Here is an 18,623-nt window from a genome sequence, read left to right on the forward strand (position 1 = left end):
CTGATCAGCCGTGGTATTGCGCCGACAGTTCGTGCACCGCTTCGATGAAGGCACCAGCGTTGGCCGGGTCCACTTCCGGGGTGATGCCGTGGCCGAGGTTGAACACGTGGCCGGTGCCATGGCCATAGCTGGCCAGGATGCGTGCCACTTCCTGGCGGATGGCCGCCGGGTTGGCGTAGAGCACGGTGGGGTCCATGTTGCCTTGCAGCGCGACCTTGTCGCCGACCCGGGCGCGGGCCTGGCCGATGTCGCAGGTCCAGTCCAGGCCCAGGGCGTCGGCACCGGCGTCGGCGATGCTTTCCAGCCACAGGCCGCCGCCCTTGGTGAACAGGATGACCGGCACCTGGCGACCGTCGTGCTCGCGGATCAGGCCGCTGACGATCTTGCGCATGTAGGCCAGGGAGAACTCCTGATAGGCCGCCGACGACAGGCTGCCGCCCCAGCTGTCGAAGATCTGCACGGCCTGGGCGCCGGCGCGGATCTGGCCGTTGAGGTAGGCGGTGACCGACTGGGCCAGCTTGTCGAGCAGCAGGTGCATGGCCTGTGGGTTGTCGTAGAGCATGGCCTTGGACTTGCGGAAGTCCTTGGAAGAACCGCCCTCGACCATGTAGGTCGCCAGTGTCCACGGGCTGCCGGAAAAGCCGATCAGCGGCACACGGCCATTAAGTTCGCGGCGGATGGTGCTGACCGCGTCCATCACGTAGCCCAGGTCCTGGTGCGCATCGGGAATCGGCAGGGCCTCGATGTCGGCCAGGGTACTGACGGTCTTCTTGAAGCGCGGGCCTTCGCCGGTCTCGAAATACAGGCCCAGGCCCATGGCATCGGGGATGGTCAGGATGTCGGAGAACAGGATCGCCGCATCCAGCGGGTAGCGTTCCAGCGGTTGCAGGGTGACTTCGCAGGCGAACGCAGGGTTCATGCACAGGCTCATGAAGTCGCCGGCCCTGGCGCGGCTGGCGCGATACTCCGGCAGGTAGCGGCCGGCCTGGCGCATCATCCAGACCGGGGTCACATCCACGGGTTGCTTGAGCAGGGCACGAAGGAAACGGTCGTTCTTCAGGGCAGTCATGTCGGCATCCGCGATAAAAGTGCCGGCATTTTCTCAGAGCGGGACGCAAAAGGCACGGCGAGAGCCATGCCTTTTGTCTATCGTGGCGTTTTGTCGCAGTGAGACACCGGACAACCGCGTCGTCCGCTTACAGGCCCAGGTAGTCCAGGATCCCTTCGGCGGCGTTGCGGCCTTCGAAGATCGCCGTCACCACCAGGTCCGAACCGCGCACCATGTCGCCACCGGCGAAGATCTTCGGGTTGCTGGTCTGGTGCTTGAACTGACCCTGTTCCGGGGCCACGACGCGGCCCTGGCTGTCGGTCTGGATCTGGAACTGCTCGAACCACGGCGCCGGGCTCGGGCGGAAGCCGAATGCAATGACCACGGCGTCGGCCGGGATGATCTCTTCGGAACCGGGGATCGGCTCGGGGCTGCGACGGCCACGGGCATCAGGCTCGCCCAGGCGGGTTTCGACCACCTTGACGCCTTCGACCTTGTCCTCGCCGACAATGGCAATCGGCTGGCGGTTGTAGAGGAACTTCACGCCCTCTTCCTTGGCGTTCTTCACTTCCTTGCGCGAGCCGGGCATGTTCTCTTCGTCACGGCGATAGGCACAGGTTACGGCCTTGGCGCCCTGGCGAATCGAGGTGCGGTTGCAGTCCATCGCGGTGTCGCCGCCGCCCAGGACCACGACCTTCTTGCCCTTCATGTCGATGAAGTCTTCCGGGGCCTTTTCAAAACCCAGGTTGCGGTTGACGTTGGCAATCAGGAAATCCAGTGCGTCATAGACGCCCGGCAGGTCTTCGCCGGCAAAGCCGCCCTTCATGTAGGTGTAGGTGCCCATGCCCATGAACACGGCATCGTATTCGGCCAGCAACTGGTCAACGGTGACGTCCTTGCCGACTTCGGTGTTGAGGCGGAACTCGATGCCCATGCCGGTGAACACTTCACGGCGATGGCTGAGCACGCTCTTTTCCAGCTTGAACTCAGGGATACCGAAGGTCAGCAGGCCACCGATTTCCGGGTTCTTGTCGAACACCACCGGGGTCACGCCGCTGCGCACCAGCACGTCGGCGCAGCCCAGGCCCGCCGGGCCCGCACCGATGATGGCCACGCGTTTGCCGGTGGGCACCACGCGCGACATGTCCGGGCGCCAGCCCATGGCGAAAGCGGTGTCGGTGATGTACTTCTCGACCGAACCGATGGTCACCGCGCCAAAACCGTCGTTCAGGGTGCAGGCACCCTCGCACAGGCGGTCTTGCGGGCAGACGCGGCCGCAGACTTCCGGCAGGGTGTTGGTCTGGTGCGACAGCTCGGCGGCGGCCAGGATGTTGCCTTCGGAGACCAGCTTGAGCCAGTTGGGAATGAAGTTGTGCACCGGGCACTTCCATTCGCAATACGGGTTGCCGCAACCCAGGCAGCGGTGGGCCTGGTCGACGGACTGCTGGGGCTTGAAGGGTTCGTAGATTTCCACGAACTCTTTCTTGCGCTGACGCAGCAGCTTCTTCTTCGGATCTTTACGTCCGACATCAAGGAACTGGAAGTCGTTACTCAGACGTTCAGCCATTTTTTGCCCCTCAGGGCAGCTTCAAGCGATGGGCCTGGAGCTGCAAGAATCACGTTCTAATCAAGTGCAATCGGCTGCAAGCCTGTAGCTTCAAGCTTGCAGCTTAGAGCTGCTTATTGTGGGTTGGCGCGGGTGCTGGACAGCAGCGACTTGAGGCTGGCGGCCTTGGGTTTTACCAGCCAGAAGCGGCGCAGGTAGTCGTCCAGGTTCTCGGCCAGGTTGCGGCCCCACTCGCTGTCGGTCTCGGCCACGTACTCGTTCAGTACGCTCTGCAGATGGGTGCGGTAGGCCTCCATCGCTTCGCCACTGATGCGCTGGATCTCGACCAGTTCGTGGTTGACCCGGTCAACGAAGGTGTTGTCCTGGTCCAGCACGTAGGCGAAGCCCCCGGTCATGCCCGAGCCGAAGTTGTAGCCGGTGCGACCCAGGACGCAGACGAAACCGCCGGTCATGTATTCGCAGCAGTGGTCGCCCGTGCCTTCAACCACGGTGTGGGCACCGGAGTTGCGCACCGCAAAACGCTCGCCGGCGGTGCCGGCGGCGAACAGCTTGCCACCGGTGGCGCCGTACAGGCAGGTGTTGCCGATGATCGCGCTTTCCTGGCTCTTGAACGGGCTGCCCTTGGGCGGCACGATTACCAGCTTGCCGGCGGTCATGCCCTTGCCCACGTAGTCGTTGGCGTCGCCTTCGAGGTACATGTTCAGGCCACCGGCGTTCCAGACACCGAAGCTCTGCCCGGCCGTGCCCTTGAAGCGGAAGGTGATCGGCGCCTTGTTCATGCCCTGGTTGCCGTGCAGCTTGGCGATTTCACCAGAAATGCGCGCACCGATGGAGCGGTCGCAGTTGCAGATGTTCAGCGCGTATTCACCGCCGCTGAGCGACTCGATGGCCGGCTTGGCCATCTCGACCATTTTCTCGGCCAGCAGGCCCTTGTCGAACGGTGGGTTGCGGTCCACCAGGCTGAACTGTGGCTTGTCGGCCGGTACGTAATCGCTGCCCAGCAACGGCGTCATGTCCAGGTGCTGCTGGCGCTCGGTCTCGCCCGGCAGGATGTCGAGCAGGTCGGTGCGACCGATCAGCTCTTCCAGCGAACGCACGCCCAGGCGGGCCAGCCACTCGCGGGTTTCTTCAGCGATGTAGGTGAAGAAGTTGATCACCATGTCGACCGTGCCGATGTAGTGATCCTTGCGCAGCTTGTCGTTCTGGGTCGCCACGCCGGTGGCGCAGTTGTTCAGGTGGCAGATGCGCAGGTACTTGCAGCCCAGGGCGATCATCGGCGCAGTGCCGAAACCGAAGCTCTCGGCGCCCAGGATGGCCGCCTTGATCACGTCCAGGCCGGTTTTCAGGCCGCCGTCGGTCTGCACCTTGACCTTGCCGCGCAGGTCGTTGCCGCGCAGGGTCTGGTGAGTTTCGGCCAGGCCCAGCTCCCACGGGGAGCCGGCGTACTTGATCGAGGTCAGCGGGGAAGCCCCGGTGCCGCCGTCATAGCCGGAAATGGTGATCAGGTCGGCATAGGCCTTGGCCACGCCGGCCGCAATGGTGCCCACGCCGGCTTCGGCCACCAGCTTGACCGAGACCAGGGCGGCCGGGTTGACCTGCTTGAGGTCGAAAATCAGCTGCGACAAGTCTTCGATCGAGTAGATGTCGTGGTGCGGCGGGGGCGAGATCAGGGTCACGCCCGGCACCGCATAGCGCAGCTTGGCGATCAGGCCGTTGACCTTGCCGCCTGGCAGCTGCCCGCCTTCACCGGGCTTGGCGCCCTGGGCGACCTTGATCTGCAGCACGTCGGCGTTGACCAGGTACTCGGGGGTCACGCCGAAGCGGCCGGTGGCGATCTGCTTGATCTTGGAGCTGCGAATGGTGCCGTAGCGCGCCGGGTCTTCGCCGCCTTCGCCGGAGTTGGAACGCGCCCCCAGGCGGTTCATGGCTTCGGCCAGGGCTTCATGGGCCTCGGGCGACAAGGCGCCCAGCGAGATGCCGGCCGAGTCGAAGCGCTTGAGGATGGCCTCCAGCGGCTCGATTTCGTCCAGGCTCAGCGGTTGCTCCAGGGTCTTGACCTTGAGCAGGTCGCGCAGCATCGACACCGGGCGCTTGTCGACCAGCGCCGTGTATTCCTTGAATTTCTCGTAGTTGCCCTGCTGCACTGCGGCCTGCAGGGTGTTGACCACGTCCGGGTTGTAGGCGTGGTACTCGCCGCCGTAGACGAACTTGAGCAGGCCGCCCTGCTGGATCGGCTTGCGCGCGCTCCAGGCTTCGGTGGCCAGCAGCTTCTGGTCGGACTCCAGGTCGATGAAGCGTGCGCCTTTCAGGCGGCTCGGCACACCGCGGAAGCTGAGGTTGCAGACTTCCTCGGACAGGCCGATGGCTTCGAACAATTGCGCGCCACGGTACGAGGCGACAGTCGAGATGCCCATCTTCGACAGGATCTTGAGCAGGCCCTTGGTGATGCCCTTGCGGTAGTTCTTGAACACCTCGTAGAGGTCGCCCAGCACTTCACCGGTCCGGATCAGGTCGCCCAGCACTTCGTAGGCCAGGAACGGGTAGATCGCCGAGGCACCGAAGCCCAGCAGCACCGCATAGTGGTGCGGGTCGCGGGCGGTGGCGGTCTCGACCAGGATGTTGCTGTCACAGCGCAGGCCCTGCTCGGTCAGGCGATGGTGCACGGCACCGGTGGCCAGCGAGGCGTGGACCGGCAGCTTGCCCGGGGCGATGTGACGGTCGGTCAGTACCAGCAGGGTGCGGCCGGCGCGGACGGCTTCTTCGGCCTGGTCGGCGATGTTGCGCACCGCCGCTTCCAGCCCCAGGCTCTCGTCATAGTTCAGGTCGATGATCTGGCGCTCGAAGCCCGGGCGGTCCAGGTTCATCAGCGAGCGCCACTTGGCCGGGGAAATGACCGGCGAGCTGAGGATCACCCGCGAGGCGTGCTCGGGCGATTCCTGGAAGATGTTGCGCTCGGCGCCCAGGCAGATTTCCAGGGACATGACGATGGCTTCGCGCAGCGGGTCGATCGGCGGGTTGGTGACCTGCGCAAACTGCTGGCGGAAGTAATCGTAAGGCGAGCGCACGCGACGCGACAGCACGGCCATCGGCGTGTCGTCACCCATCGAGCCGACCGCTTCCTGGCCCTGCTCGCCCAGCGGGCGCAGCACTTGGTCACGCTCTTCGAAGGTGACCTGGTACATCTTCATGTACTGCTTGAGCTGGTCCTGGTTGTAGAAGGCCGAACCGTGGTCGTTGTCTTCCATGGTCGCCTGGATGCGCAGGGCGTTCTTGCGCAGCCATTGCTTGTACGGGTGGCGCGATTTCAGGCGGTTGTCGATGGCGTCGGTGTCCAGCACCTGGCCGGTCTCGGTGTCGACGGCGAAAATCTGGCCAGGCCCTACACGGCCCTTGGCGATCACGTCTTCAGGGGTGTAGTCCCACACGCCGATTTCCGACGCCAGGGTGATGTAGCCGTTCTTGGTCATGACCCAGCGCGCCGGGCGCAGGCCGTTGCGGTCGAGCAGGCAGACCGCGTGGCGACCTTCGGTCATCACCACCCCGGCCGGGCCGTCCCACGGCTCCATGTGCATGGAGTTGTATTCGTAGAAGGCACGCAGGTCCGAGTCCATGGTGTCGACGTTCTGCCACGCGGGCGGAATGATCATGCGCACGCCACGGAACAGGTCGATGCCGCCGGTGACCATCAGTTCGAGCATGTTGTCCATGCTCGAGGAGTCGGAGCCGACGCGGTTGACCAGCGGGCCGAGTTCTTCCAGGTCCATCAGGTCGTTGGCGAACTTGGTGCGCCGCGCCTGGGCCCAGTTGCGGTTGCCGGTGATGGTGTTGATCTCGCCGTTGTGCGCCAGCAGGCGGAACGGCTGGGCCAGTGGCCACTTGGGCATGGTGTTGGTCGAGAAACGCTGGTGGAAGACGCAGATCGCGGTCTGCAGGCGCTCGTCGCCCAGGTCCGGATAGAAGGCTGCCAGGTCGGCAGGCATCATCAGGCCCTTATAAATGATGGTCTTGTGCGAGAAGCTGCAGATGTAGTGCTCGGTGTCCTGGGCATTGGCCACCGACGAACGGCGACGGGCGCTGAACAGCTTGACTGCGAACTCCTGGTCGCTGAGGCCTTCGCCACCGATGAACACCTGCTCGATGCGTGGCAGGCGCTCCAGGGCCAGGCGGCCCAGCACGCTGGTGTCGATCGGCACCGGGCGCCAGCCGACCAGTTGCAGGCCCTCGGAGAGGATCTCGCGATTCATGTGCTCGCGGGCGATCTCGGCCTTTTCGCCATCCTGGTTGAAGAACACCATGCCCACGGCGTACTGGCGTGGCAGGTCGACGCCGAACTGCTCGGTGGCCACGGCACGCAGGAACAGGTCGGGCTTCTGGATCAGCAGGCCGCAGCCGTCACCGGTCTTGCCGTCGGCATTGATGCCGCCACGGTGGGTCATGCAGGTCAGGGCTTGCATGGCCGTCTGCAACAGGTGATGACTGGCCTCGCCCTGCATATGGGCGATCAGGCCGAAACCACAGTTAGCCTTGTATTCATCCGGATGGTACAGACCTGCTTTCATAGACACTTTCTCACCAGGCTGCCTGGGTTAGAGGCAAATTCTTGATCAACCAACCACCTTTCACGCCGAACGCACGCCGGCTTTGGAGAGGCAAAACGGAGGCCATTGTACACAGCGACTTAAGTGCTCACAAATTTAATGACTATTAAGTGAAATAGCATGTCGCATTTATGAAGGTTTTAAAGCGAGCTTGTGTGCTAGTCAAACATATTCTGCTGTTTGACCGCAGGGCAGAGGCCAGGAAGGCGTCAGGAGGGGAGCAAAGGGGTACAGACACCGAAAGGCGCGCCACAGGAAGTGGTGCGCCTTGCGCGGGAGAAACAGGGTTGCCGGAGCGGCGTCAGCGGCCCGCACAGGGCCGCTGCGCGACAGACTCAGCGACTGGCGCCCAGCTCTTGCTGGATGCTGGCCACAGTGCGAGGCCAAGGTTTACCAGCCTGGACCTTGGCTGGCAAGTTTTTGATGGCTTCCTGGGCGGCCGTACGGTCGGAGAAGTTACCGTAGGTCACCACGTACAGCGGCTTGCCCTGCAGGGTTTTCTTGAAATAACGGTACTCGCCGCCCTGTTCGGCAATGTAGGCCTGGGCCGTGGCTTCGGAGCTGGTGCCCAGGATCTGCACGACATAGCGACCTGGCGCCTGGCTGCCGTACCAGGTCCCACCGGTGGCGGGCTTGGCAGCGGCGACCGGTTTTTCGACCGGCTTGGCAGGTGCTGCCGGTGCAGGCACAGGGGCCGGCTTGGCCGTGGCGACCTGGGTCTGCGGCGCGGGTGCAGGCGTCGGCGCAGGCTTGGCTGCCGCGACAGGCGCCTGGGGTGCAGGTGCGGGCGTCGGACGAGCCGGCTGGGCCGGGGCGGGCGCCGGGGTAGCCGATGCTGGCGGCTGGATCGAGGAGCGCGGCACCTGTGCCACTGGCTGGCTGGCCGAAGTGCCGGCGGTCACGGTTGGCGGATTGGCCGGCGAAGTGGACGGCACGCTGTCCTCGTCACCCTCTCCGGCGCCGGCCGCCTCGGCCAGCGGACCACGCATCACCGGCTGGGAATTGCCATTCATGGGCAGCGGCATGGGCTGGGAATTGCCGGCGAACTCGATGGCCGGACCACCGTTATTGGACTGCTGGGTAGCCGGCGTGCCCTGCCCCAGCGGCAACTGGGCCTGGGCCGTGGCCGGCTCCTGGCCGGGCGTCGGCGTCTTGCTGCCACCGGGGATGAGGACCGCAGCCGCTACCGCCGCGATCACTACGGCCCCAAGGGCAAGTATGTGTTTTTTCGGCATGTTGAACCCTGCACTAGGGCGCTTGACCGCGGAGCGACTCGCGATCATCGCCTCGATCATTGAATCACGGGCCACCTGGTTGATGATCCCAGGCCAGCCATCGGACTGTTCATGAATATCGGCGATCTGTGCGGCGCTCAGCAGGGCAATGCCCTGCCCCGCACCGTCCAGGCGTTGCGCCAGGTATTCACGGGTTTCATCTTCGTTGTAGGGCTGCAATTCGATGACGTGATAGCGCTCGCCTTCGGCACCGACAGGCAACTGGCCGCAGACCTGATCGAGACGATCGAGCAACGAGGCCTCACCGAACAGAAATACATGGGGATGACCTTCCGGCACGCCCACAGACAACCCCAGCAGGGCTTCGAGCGCAGAATTGTCCAGTTGTTCCGCATCGTCGACCAGAACATAGACTTCCTGACCGGTGAGGGCCAGTTGCACCACCTGGTTGAGGATCGTCTGCAGGTCGACACGCATAAGGCCAAGCGCCTGGGCCATCTGCTGCAGTACGCCTGCGGCATCGCCGGCACCGCGGGCCGAAATCACCACGCTTTGCACCGACTGCTTGTTGGTGCTGGCGACCAGCGCCTGGCGCAACAAGGTCTTGCCACTGCCCTGAGGCCCGGTCACTGCCAGCAGCAGCTGGCTGTAGCGGGCCAGATGATGAAGCTGCCCCAGCACCGGCTTGCGCTGGGCCGGAAAGAACTTGAAGCCCGGCACCCGTGCGGCAAAGGGGTCATGGCTCAACTGGTAGTGGCCGAGAAAGGCCTCGTCGGCGTGCAAACTGTTCATCGGCTTTCCATTAACCTCTAAGCTGATCCACCAGGGCGCTGTAGTCCGCAACCAGGGTGGCCTGTAGTACTTCACGTGGATAGTCGTCGGTGATCACAGCTTCGCCCAATTGACGCAACAGCACCAGACGCAGGCGGCCATCGATCACTTTCTTGTCGACCGCCATGTGCGCCATGAACTGTGCTTCGGTCATTTGCGCCGGCGGCACCACCGGCAAGCCGGCACGCAGCAGCAGGCGAATACCGCGATCGCGGGCCTGGGCGGTGATCCAGCCCAGGCGTGCAGACATGTCCAGGGCCATGACCATGCCAGCCGATACGGCCTCGCCATGCAGCCAGACGCCATAGCCCATTTCGGTTTCGATGGCATGCCCGAAGGTGTGGCCCAGGTTGAGCGTGGCGCGAATGCCCGACTCACGCTCATCGGCGCCCACCACACGCGCCTTGGCGGCGCAGGAGCGTTCGATGGCGGCTGTCAGGGCGGTCTGGTCCAGATCACGCAGGGCTTCGATGTGCTCTTCCAGCCAGGTCAGGAACGGCTCGTCGCAGATCAGGCCGTACTTGATCACCTCGGCCAGGCCCGCCGACAGCTCGCGCGCCGGCAGCGTGGCCAGCGAGCAAGTATCGATCAAAACCACCGAGGGCTGGTAGAAGGCCCCAATCATGTTCTTGCCCAGCGGGTGGTTGATGCCGGTCTTGCCGCCGACCGAGGAGTCGACCTGTGACAGCAGGGTCGTCGGGATCTGGATGAAGTTCACCCCGCGCTGGTAACAGGCGGCCGCAAAACCGGCCATGTCGCCAATCACGCCACCGCCCAGGGCGATCACCGTGGTGCGCCGGTCATGCCGGGCGCCAAGCAGGCCATCGAAAATCAGCTGCAGGGTTTCGAAATTCTTGAACGCCTCGCCGTCGGGCAGCACGATCGGCAGCACCGTGTAGCCGGCCAGGGTCCGGGTCAGGCGTTCGAGGTAAAGCGGGGCGACCGTCGTATTGGTCACGATCGCCACCTGGCGCCCGACGATGTGCGGCGTCAGCAGTTCAGGCCGGTCCAGCAGGCCCTCGCCAATGTGAATCGGATAACTACGCTCGCCAAGCTCGACCTTAAGTGTCTGCATGTGTCCCCACATTGATTACCGTTTGGACAGTGTGCGTGCACCGGGCACAGCCCACACTGCCACTGTTTCGCAGGTTGCCGAGGATAGCGCATTTTGCGCGCTGCTTTAACGGGGAGGAAGCTCCGCCAGACGGGCCAGGATCTCCAGCACCACCATTCGTGGTGGCCGTTCATCGGTTTCGATGATCACATCGGCAATTTCCCGGTACAGCGGGTCACGCAACGTCAGCAGGTCGGACAGCACCTTGGCCGGGTTGGCAGTGCGCAGCAACGGGCGATTGCGATCGCGTGCCGTGCGGCTGACCTGCTGCTCGACCGAAGCATGCAGATATACCACACGTCCGCCGTCATGCAGCGCCTTGCGGTTTTCGTCGCGCATGACCGCACCGCCGCCCGTCGCCAGCACCAGGCCGTCGGACGTGCACAGTTCGGCGATCACCGCCTGCTCGCGATCACGAAAGCCGGGCTCGCCTTCCCGGTCGAAAATCCACGGGATATTGGCACCGGTGCGCTGCTCGATTTCCTTGTCGGAATCCTTGAAAGGAAGCCGTAGTTCTTTGGCCAGCAAACGTCCGATGGTGCTCTTACCCGCGCCCATCGGCCCCACAAGTATTAGATTTCGCACAGAATCAACGACTCACAGCAATCGCCTGGTTGTTCATGATGCGCGGTGTGAGGAAGACCAGCAGTTCGGACTTGGCCTCGGACACCACGTCACGCCGAAAAAGGCGGCCAACATACGGTACATCGCCAAGAAATGGCACTTTTTCTACAACTTTACTTTGTGTATTGGAAAACACGCCGCCGATAACAATAGTCTCGCCATCGGAAATCAGCACCTTGGCGTTGACCTCGTTTTTCTTGATCGGCGGGATGCCGGCGATGGCATTGAGGTAGTCGGGCTCATCCTTGGTGACCTTGACCTCCATGATGATGCGGTTGTCCGGGGTGATCTGCGGAGTCACCTCAAGCGACAGCGATGCCTCCTTGAAACTGACGCTGGTGGCACCGCTGGAGCTGGCTTCCTGGTAGGGAATCTCGGTGCCCTTGAGAATCTTCGCGGTCTCCTTGTCGGACGTCACCACCTTGGGCTGGGACACGATCTCGCCGTTGCCGGTTTTCTCCATGGCGCTGAGCTCAAGGTCGATCAGGGCGTTGTTGGTGACAAAGCCCAGGCCGATACCGGAGGTCGCATCGGCTGCACCCAGGTCGACGAACGGTATGTTGCGGGTCAGGTCGTTGCCAGTGTTGCCTGCCTCGTCGCCGTTGTCGTCCAGGCCATAGGTGGTCCACTTGCCACTGCCGCTGGTGCGACTGCCGCCCCAGCGCACGCCCAGCGATTTGTCGTAGTCGACGTTGGCCTCGACGATACGCGCCTCGATCATCACCTGGCGCACCGGGATGTCCAGTTGCGAAACGATGCGTCGCAGCTCGTCCAGGCGGTCCTGGGTCTGGTAGGCAATGATGTTGTTGGTGCGCTCGTCAACGGTGATCGAGCCGCGCTCTTCGGTCTGGGCTTCGGCGCTGGTCACCGACTGGAACAGCTTGGCGATGTCGGCCGCCTTGGCGTAGTTGACCTGCAGCAGCTCGCGCCGCAGGGGGGCCAGTTCGGCAATCTGCTTTTGCGACTCCATCTCCTGGCGCTCGCGGGCGGCGATTTCATCGGCGGGCGCGACCAGCAGCACGTTGCCGATCTTGCGCTGGGCCAGGCCCTTGGTCTTGAGCACCAGATCCAGCGCCTGGTCCCAGGGCACGTTCTGCAGGCGCAAGGTGATGCCGCCCTGCACCGTGTCACTGGCGACCAGGTTGAGGTTGGTGAAGTCGGCGATCAGTTGCAGCACCGAACGCACATCGATGTCCTGGAAGTTGAGCGAGAGCTTTTCGCCGGTGTACACCGGTTTGTCGGCGGCGCGGCGTTCGAGGTCGGTGTTGGTCAGGGGCCGTACGCTGATGGTCAGGCGGTTTTCGGTCTGGTAGGCCGAGTAATCGTAGGCGCCCGACGCCTCGATACTGATGCTGGCCTTGTCGCCGGAGGTGGTGGCATTGACGAACTGCACGGGCGTCGCGAAATCCTTGACGTCCAGGCGCACGCGCAGCGGCTCGGGCAACTGGGTCTTGGCGAACTCGACGCGAATCTTGCCGCCCTGCTCCTGGATGTCAGGGGCAATGCTGGCGTTGCTCAGGTCGATGAGAATGTTGCCCTCGCCCAGCTCGCCACGCTGGAAATCGATATTGCGCACCGCCTTGACCCCGGGCGGTATGGCCACGCGCGGGGTGGCAGCCGGTGCAGGCATCGGGGTGGCGACGCGTGGCGCGGCGGCGGCTGCCGGTACAGGCGTCGCGACGCGTGGCGCGCCTTGTGCGGTGGTCGGCTGCGAGGCCTGGACCGCGCCCGCGCCTTGCCCGATCACCACGAACAGGTTGTTGCCTTCGACCCGCGAGCTGTAGGGCGCCAGCGTGGTCAGGTTGACGATCACCCGCGTGCGGTCCTGGGCCTGGACCACCACCAGGCTGCGGGCGTTGCCCGAACCCAGGTCACGGCTGCGGCTGGCCAGCTGGCTGTTCACCCCCGGCAGGTCAAGGGCAATGCGCGCCGGCTGCTCGGTGGTGTAGCCACGCGGCGCAGGCACCGGCGCGTCGAACGCCAGCTTCAACTCGATACGATCACCGGGCAGGGTCGCGACATCCAGGGTCTTGAGATTGGCTGCCTGGAGAATCGGCGAGACCATCGCCATCCATAGCGATACGCTGATGATCGAAACAATCCGGGTCATGTTCAATTTCCGTTGTGCGGTGCTTTGCATGCTTGGCCTTGCTCACTTCATGAGCGTTCATTGAGGGAGATCGTACGCGGCCTTTCCAGCCAGCCTCCCTCACCATCCGGAACTATTTCAATGACATCGACCTGCAGGTCGCCGACCGACACAACCCGCCCGTGGTTGCGCCCCAGGTAATCGCCTGTCTTGACGCGATACACCCCCCCGGCCCCACGCAAGAGCGCAAATGTACCCGAATCGTTGCCCAGCGTACCGACCATCTCGAAGGACTCGATATTGAAGCCTTCCAGGAACTGCCTGACACGGGTTTCGTCAGGCCGGACCTGCCGCGAGCCCTTCTGACGGTTGAGCGGGTCGATCCTGACCGGCGGCTGGAACGGGCTGCGCATCCCGGCGGCGTTGTAGGTAAATGCCTCGTAGGGCCTGAACCTGGGCAGGGGCTCGATGGTGCCGGTCGGCCGCGCGCGGGCCTGCTCGACGAACGTGTTCAGGTCGCTGAAATCGTCACTGCCACCGCAACCGGCCAGCCCCAGCAGCACCAGGCTGATGCTCATCAGACGCGCCGCGCTCATTTCTTCAACCCTTCATCGTTGTAGCGGTAAGTCTTGGCCAGGATACTCATGCGCAGCTTTGCCGGGCTCTTGTCGACTGGTTTGATCTCGAAGTTGTGCAGCGTGACGATGCGCGGCAGGCTGGCCACGCCACTGACGAACGTGGCCAGGTCGTGATAACTGCCCTGCACCGTGATCTGTATCGGCAGCTCGATGTAGAACTGCTGCGCGGCTTCAGGCAACAGCTTGATCTCTTCGAACTCAAGGCCACTGCCCAGCCCGGTGCGGGTAATGTCTTCAAGCAGGCCCGGCACTTCGGTGTCGCTGGGTAACTGCCGCAACAGGGCACCGAAGGTGTCTTCCATCTCGGCCATCTGCTTCTTGTACGGCTCCAGGTTGGCCGCCTGGAAGGCCTTGTTGGTGTATTGCTCCTTGAGCTGCGCTTCACTGGCGCGGGCGCCGTCGAGCCGGGTTTCCAGATCCTGCACATGAAAGAAGTAGCCGAAGGCCAGCACCAGAACCATCAACAGGACGCAGGCCACGGCCTTGACGGCGGCCGGCCATGATCCCAGGTTGTTCATGTCCAGATCGCCCAGGTCGACCTTGCGCAGGCTGTCCAGCCATTGTGGCGCATTCATGGGCGGACTCCCTCTGCGGCGGGCTGGGTCTGGCGTACAGTCAACTGGAAGGCATTGGCCTGGTCGGGCGCCGCGCTGGCCTTGACTTCGTTGAGCACCGGCCCTTCCAGCCAGTCGGATGCCTCAAGGTTGCGCATCAGGTCCGAGACCCGGTTGTTGGACTCGGCAATGCCATTGATGGCGATCACATTGTCGAGCATCTTGATATCGGTGAAGTAGACGCCGTCTGGCAACGTGCGCACCAGTTGGTCGAACACCCGGCCAATGATAGGCCGGTTGCCTTGCAGGTCCTGAATGATCTTCATGCGTTCGAGCAACTGCTTGCGGCGCGCCTTCAATTCGCTGATTTCCTTGATGCGCGCATCGAGCTGCACCAGTTCGCCCTGCAGGAAGGTATTGCGCGCCGTTTGTCGGGTGATGGCCTGGCTCAGGGCCTGGTCGATCAGCAGGACGATGCCCACGGCCACGACCAGTACGCCGACCAGTGCGGTCAGGAAGCGCTTCTTGCGCTCTTCGCGTTGCTGCTCGCGCCAGGGAAGAAGGTTGATCCGCGCCATCAGTCGAAACTCCTCAGCGCCAGGCCACAGGCAAGCATCAGTGCCGGTGCATCGCTGGCCAGGGCGCCGGCGTTGACCTTGGCGCTGAGCGCCATGTCGGCGAAGGGGTTGGCCACCAGGGTCGGCATGCCGAGGCGTTTCTGGATCAAGTGTTCAAGCCCTGCAATCGAGGCCGAACCACCGGCCAGCATGATGTAGTCCACCGCGTTGTACTGGCCGGCAGCAAAGAAAAACTGCAGCGAGCGCGACACCTGCTGCACCAGGGCATCCTTGAAGGGGTCGAGGACTTCACTGATGTAATCGTCGGGCAGGCCGCCCTGTTTCTTGGCCAGGCCCGCCTCGCCCACCGACAAGCCGTAGCGCCGCTGGATTTCTTCGGTCAGTTGCTTGCCGCCGAACAGTTGCTCGCGGGTATAGATGATGCGCCCCTGGTGCAGCACCGACAGCGTGGTCATGGTCGCGCCGATGTCGACCACCGCGACGGTGAGCATTTCATGGCCCTTGCCCAGTTGCGCCGACAGCAGGCCGAACGAGCGCTCCAGCGCGTACGCCTCGACATCGACCACGCGGGCCGTCAGCCCGGCCAGGGCCAGGGCGGCCTCGCGGACCTCGACGTTTTCCTTGCGGCACGCGGCCAGCAGCACATCGACCCGCTCGGGGTTGCGCGCCGAATAACCCTGCACCTCGAAATCGATGGCCACTTCCTCGAGCGGGTAGGGAATGTACTGGTCGGCCTCCAGCTTGAGCTGGTTCTCCATGTCGTCATCCGACAGGCCGGCGTCCATCTCGATGATCTTGGTGATCACCGCCGAACCCGCCACCGCCACGGCTGCGCTCTTGACCGACGTGCGGGCCTTGACCAGCACCCGCGTCAGGGCCTGGCCGACGCCTTCGAGCTCGGCAATGTTCTTTTCGACCACGGCATTGGCAGGCAGCGGCTCGACCGCATAGGACTCGACCTTGTAGCGGTTTCCGGAACGACTCAATTCGAGGAGTTTTACCGACGTGGAGCTAATATCGATCCCTAGAAGGGCGTTGGCCTTCTTACTGAAGAGTTCGAACACAACCTGTTCCCTATGCCTTTGCGTCACTAACGAAGTGTTTTGCGGCCAGCAGCGCTGTCGACCGCCTTGACAGTAGCGCAAATCCCGCCCGGACACGAAAAATGCTTATAATGCCCGGCGCTTTTTTAAACACCAAAGGCTTACACCTGTATTCAATTGTTGAAGCCGGCGCCTGACGGGGCCCTCACCCATTCTTTTTCTGGAAATCCAAAAGCCTTGATACGCCTGCTGAAGTTTTTCTGGTGGTCCATTGTCGCGGTAATCTGCGCCCTCGTGCTGGGCCTGAGCGGCGCCTTCCTCTACCTGAGCCCCAACCTGCCCTCGGTAGAAGCGCTGCGCAGCATCCAGTTGCAGATCCCGCTGCGGGTCTACAGCAGCGACGGCAAGCTGATCGCCGAATTCGGTGAAATGCGCCGTACCCCGGTGCGCTTTGCCGACATTCCCACCGACTTCATCAACGCCCTGCTGGCCGCCGAGGACGACAACTTCGCCAACCATTACGGCGTCGACCCCACCGGCCTGATGCGCGCCGCCAGCGAACTGGTCAAGAGCGGGCATATCCAGTCCGGCGGCAGCACCATCACCATGCAGGTCGCGAAAAACTTCTTCCTGACCAGCGAGCGCAGCTTCTCGCGCAAGACCACCGAAATTCTCCTGGCTTTGCAGATCGAACGGCAATTGACCAAGGACGAGATCCTGGAGCTGTACGTCAACAAGATCTACCTGGGCAACCGCGCCTACGGTATCGAGGCCGCCGCGCAAGTCTACTATGGCAAGTCGATCCGTGACGTCAGCCTTGCACAGATGGCCACCATCGCCGGCCTGCCCAAGGCGCCGTCGCGCTTCAACCCGCTGGCCAACCCGGTGCGCGCCAAAGAGCGCCGCGACTGGATTCTGGGACGCATGTACCACCTGGGCAAGATCAACCAGGCCGCCTACCAGGCCGCGATTGTCGAGCCGATGAACGCCAGCTATCACGTCCAGAGCCCGGAAGTGTACGCGCCGTATATTGCAGAAATGGCCCGTGCCGAGATGGTCGGGCGCTATGGCAGCGAGGCCTACACCGAAGGCTTCCGGGTGACCACGACCGTGCCCAGCGACCTGCAGGAACATGCCAACAACGCTGTGCGCCAAGGCCTGATCGACTACGACCAGCGCCATGGCTACCGCGGGCCGGAAAGCCGCTTCCCGGGCGTGACTCGCGCCGCCTGGATCCAGGAGCTGGGCAAACAGCGCCCGATCAACGGCCTGGAGCCGGCCATCGTGACCCAGGTCGACAAGACCGGTCTGCGCGTGCTGACCCGCAACGGCGACAAGGAAGAAACCGTCGAGTGGGCGACCATGAAGTGGGCCCGGCCTTACCAGAACACCAACAGCATGGGGGCCTCGCCGCGCCAGCCGGGTGATGTAGCCCACGTCGGCGACCTGATCCGGGTGCTGCGCAACGACGACGGCAGCCTTAAGTTCACCCAGGTGCCTGCCGCGCAGAGTGCGCTGGTCTCGCTTGATCCGCGCAACGGGGCCATCCGCGCCCTGGTCGGCGGTTTCTCGTTCGAGCAGAGCAACTACAACCGCGCCATGCAGGCCAAGCGTCAGCCGGGGTCGAGCTTCAAGCCGTTCCTGTACAGCGCTGCGCTGGACAACGGCTATACCGCCTCCAGCCTGGTCAACGACGCACCGATCGTGTTCGTCGACGAATACGTCGACAAGGTCTGGCGACCGAAGAACGACAACGGCACCTTCCTGGGGCCGATCCGCCTGCGCGAAGCGCTGTACAAGTCGCGCAACCTGGTGTCGATCCGCCTGATGCAGCAACTGGGCATCGACACCTCCATCGACTACATCACCCGCTTCGGCTTCGCCAAGCAGGACTTGCCGCGCAACCTGTCGCTGGCCCTGGGCACCGCGACCCTGACGCCAATGGAGATCGCCACCGGCTGGGGCACCTTCGCCAATGCCGGCTACAAGATCACGCCCTACCTGATCCAGAGCATCGAGAACCGCGACAGCCAGGTGCTGTTTGCCGCCAACCCGCCGACCGTGCCGGCCAACGAAGTCCAGGCCGCGCCGAACACGGCCACCTTCGCCGTGCACGACACCCCGGCGCTGAGCCCGGTCAGCACAGGCGCAGGCGGCGAACCGCAGGCACCGGCAGTGGCCGAGCGCATTGTCGACAGCCGCACCACTTACATCCTCAACAGCATGCTGCAGGACGTCATCAAGCGCGGCACCGCCCGCCGCGCCCTGTCGATGAAGCGCCCGGACATCGCCGGCAAGACCGGGACCACCAACGAGTCCAAGGACGCCTGGTTCTCCGGCTACAACGCCGACTACGTGACCACGGTGTGGAGTGGCTTCGACCAACCGGAAAGCCTGGGTCGCCATGAGTTCGGTGGCACGGTGTCGCTGCCGATCTGGATGGACTACATGAGCGCTGCGCTCAAGGACAAGCCACCGCACCAGCAAGCCGAACCGCCGGGCATCCTCAGCCTGCGGGTCGACCCGATCAGCGGCCGCGCCGCCACCCCGAGCACGCCCAACGCGTTCTTCGAGCTGTTCAAGAGCGAAGACACGCCGCCGAGCGTCAATGAACTGGGCGGCAGCGTACCGGGCAGCCCGTTGCCGGCCGATGAATCGGCACCGATCGACCTGTTCTGACCAGGATTGGCGACCGTTGGTCGCT

At 63.7% G+C, this 18,623-nt stretch carries 12 protein-coding genes; 1 reads left to right on the top strand and 11 read right to left on the bottom strand.

Annotation, left to right across the window (positions count from 1 at the left end):
• Window positions 1–4 precede the first annotated feature (4 nt).
• From hemE to DGA31_RS07400, 11 genes are all read right to left on the bottom strand, one after another.
• On the bottom strand, window positions 5–1,069 hold the full coding sequence (gene hemE / locus DGA31_RS07345; protein WP_109512096.1) for a uroporphyrinogen decarboxylase: 1,065 nt from the start codon (window positions 1,067–1,069) through the stop codon (window positions 5–7).
• A gap of 127 nt (window positions 1,070–1,196) precedes the next feature.
• The gene (locus DGA31_RS07350) at window positions 1,197–2,615 is read right to left on the bottom strand and encodes an FAD-dependent oxidoreductase (protein ID WP_056841333.1); all 1,419 of its coding nucleotides are present in this window, start codon (window positions 2,613–2,615) and stop codon (window positions 1,197–1,199) included.
• A 113-nt stretch (window positions 2,616–2,728) separates the two neighbouring features.
• Window positions 2,729–7,174, bottom strand: coding sequence for a glutamate synthase large subunit (gene gltB / locus DGA31_RS07355; protein ID WP_109512097.1), 4,446 nt, complete (start codon window positions 7,172–7,174; stop codon window positions 2,729–2,731).
• Window positions 7,175–7,548: 374 nt separating this feature from the next.
• Window positions 7,549–9,240 (bottom strand): AAA family ATPase, encoded by a 1,692-nt coding sequence (locus tag DGA31_RS07365; protein WP_109512098.1) that lies wholly within the window; start codon window positions 9,238–9,240, stop codon window positions 7,549–7,551.
• A 10-nt stretch (window positions 9,241–9,250) separates the two neighbouring features.
• Window positions 9,251–10,354 (bottom strand): 3-dehydroquinate synthase, encoded by a 1,104-nt coding sequence (gene aroB, locus DGA31_RS07370; protein WP_056841330.1) that lies wholly within the window; start codon window positions 10,352–10,354, stop codon window positions 9,251–9,253.
• Window positions 10,355–10,459: 105 nt separating this feature from the next.
• Window positions 10,460–10,978 (bottom strand): shikimate kinase AroK, encoded by a 519-nt coding sequence (gene aroK / locus DGA31_RS07375; protein ID WP_056841329.1) that lies wholly within the window; start codon window positions 10,976–10,978, stop codon window positions 10,460–10,462.
• Between the two features lie 4 nt (window positions 10,979–10,982).
• Window positions 10,983–13,127: a type IV pilus secretin PilQ gene (locus tag DGA31_RS07380; RefSeq protein ID WP_109512099.1), complete on the bottom strand. Its 2,145-nt coding sequence runs from the start codon at window positions 13,125–13,127 to the stop codon at window positions 10,983–10,985.
• Between the two features lie 47 nt (window positions 13,128–13,174).
• Window positions 13,175–13,702: a pilus assembly protein PilP gene (locus DGA31_RS07385; protein WP_056841327.1), complete on the bottom strand. Its 528-nt coding sequence runs from the start codon at window positions 13,700–13,702 to the stop codon at window positions 13,175–13,177.
• Window positions 13,699–14,319 carry a type 4a pilus biogenesis protein PilO gene (pilO, locus tag DGA31_RS07390; RefSeq protein WP_109512100.1) on the bottom strand — a complete coding sequence of 207 codons (621 nt, stop codon included), beginning with the start codon at window positions 14,317–14,319 and terminating at the stop codon, window positions 13,699–13,701. Before pilO ends, DGA31_RS07385 begins: the two co-directional genes overlap by 4 nt.
• Window positions 14,316–14,876 (bottom strand): PilN domain-containing protein, encoded by a 561-nt coding sequence (locus tag DGA31_RS07395; RefSeq protein ID WP_056841325.1) that lies wholly within the window; start codon window positions 14,874–14,876, stop codon window positions 14,316–14,318. The genes pilO and DGA31_RS07395 overlap by 4 nt, the downstream gene beginning before the upstream one ends.
• Window positions 14,876–15,940: a pilus assembly protein PilM gene (locus DGA31_RS07400; RefSeq protein ID WP_056841324.1), complete on the bottom strand. Its 1,065-nt coding sequence runs from the start codon at window positions 15,938–15,940 to the stop codon at window positions 14,876–14,878. Before DGA31_RS07400 ends, DGA31_RS07395 begins: the two co-directional genes overlap by 1 nt.
• Before the next feature lie 219 nt (window positions 15,941–16,159).
• Between DGA31_RS07400 and DGA31_RS07405 the strand changes: the two genes are divergently transcribed.
• Window positions 16,160–18,598, top strand: a complete 2,439-nt coding sequence (locus tag DGA31_RS07405; protein ID WP_421957953.1) for a penicillin-binding protein 1A — start codon at window positions 16,160–16,162, stop codon at window positions 18,596–18,598.
• The last annotated feature ends 25 nt before the right edge of the window (window positions 18,599–18,623 follow it).

The sequence above is a fragment of the Pseudomonas ovata genome, from assembly GCF_003131185.1.
Taxonomy (GTDB): Bacteria; Pseudomonadota; Gammaproteobacteria; order Pseudomonadales; family Pseudomonadaceae; genus Aquipseudomonas; species Aquipseudomonas ovata.

Bases quoted from the DNA above. Each gene is read 5' to 3' on its own strand.
- DGA31_RS07395 (WP_056841325.1), bottom strand. From the start codon at position 14,876: ATGGCGCGGATCAACCTTCTTCCCTGGCGCGAGCAGCAACGCGAAGAG.
- DGA31_RS07385 (WP_056841327.1), bottom strand. From the start codon at position 13,702: ATGAGCGCGGCGCGTCTGATGAGCATCAGCCTGGTGCTGCTGGGGCTG.
- DGA31_RS07380 (WP_109512099.1), bottom strand. From the start codon at position 13,127: ATGACCCGGATTGTTTCGATCATCAGCGTATCGCTATGGATGGCGATG.
- hemE (WP_109512096.1), bottom strand. From the start codon at position 1,069: ATGACTGCCCTGAAGAACGACCGTTTCCTTCGTGCCCTGCTCAAGCAA.
- DGA31_RS07365 (WP_109512098.1), bottom strand. From the start codon at position 9,240: ATGAACAGTTTGCACGCCGACGAGGCCTTTCTCGGCCACTACCAGTTG.
- gltB (WP_109512097.1), bottom strand. From the start codon at position 7,174: ATGAAAGCAGGTCTGTACCATCCGGATGAATACAAGGCTAACTGTGGT.
- aroB (WP_056841330.1), bottom strand. From the start codon at position 10,354: ATGCAGACACTTAAGGTCGAGCTTGGCGAGCGTAGTTATCCGATTCAC.
- DGA31_RS07350 (WP_056841333.1), bottom strand. From the start codon at position 2,615: ATGGCTGAACGTCTGAGTAACGACTTCCAGTTCCTTGATGTCGGACGT.
- pilO (WP_109512100.1), bottom strand. From the start codon at position 14,319: ATGAATGCGCCACAATGGCTGGACAGCCTGCGCAAGGTCGACCTGGGC.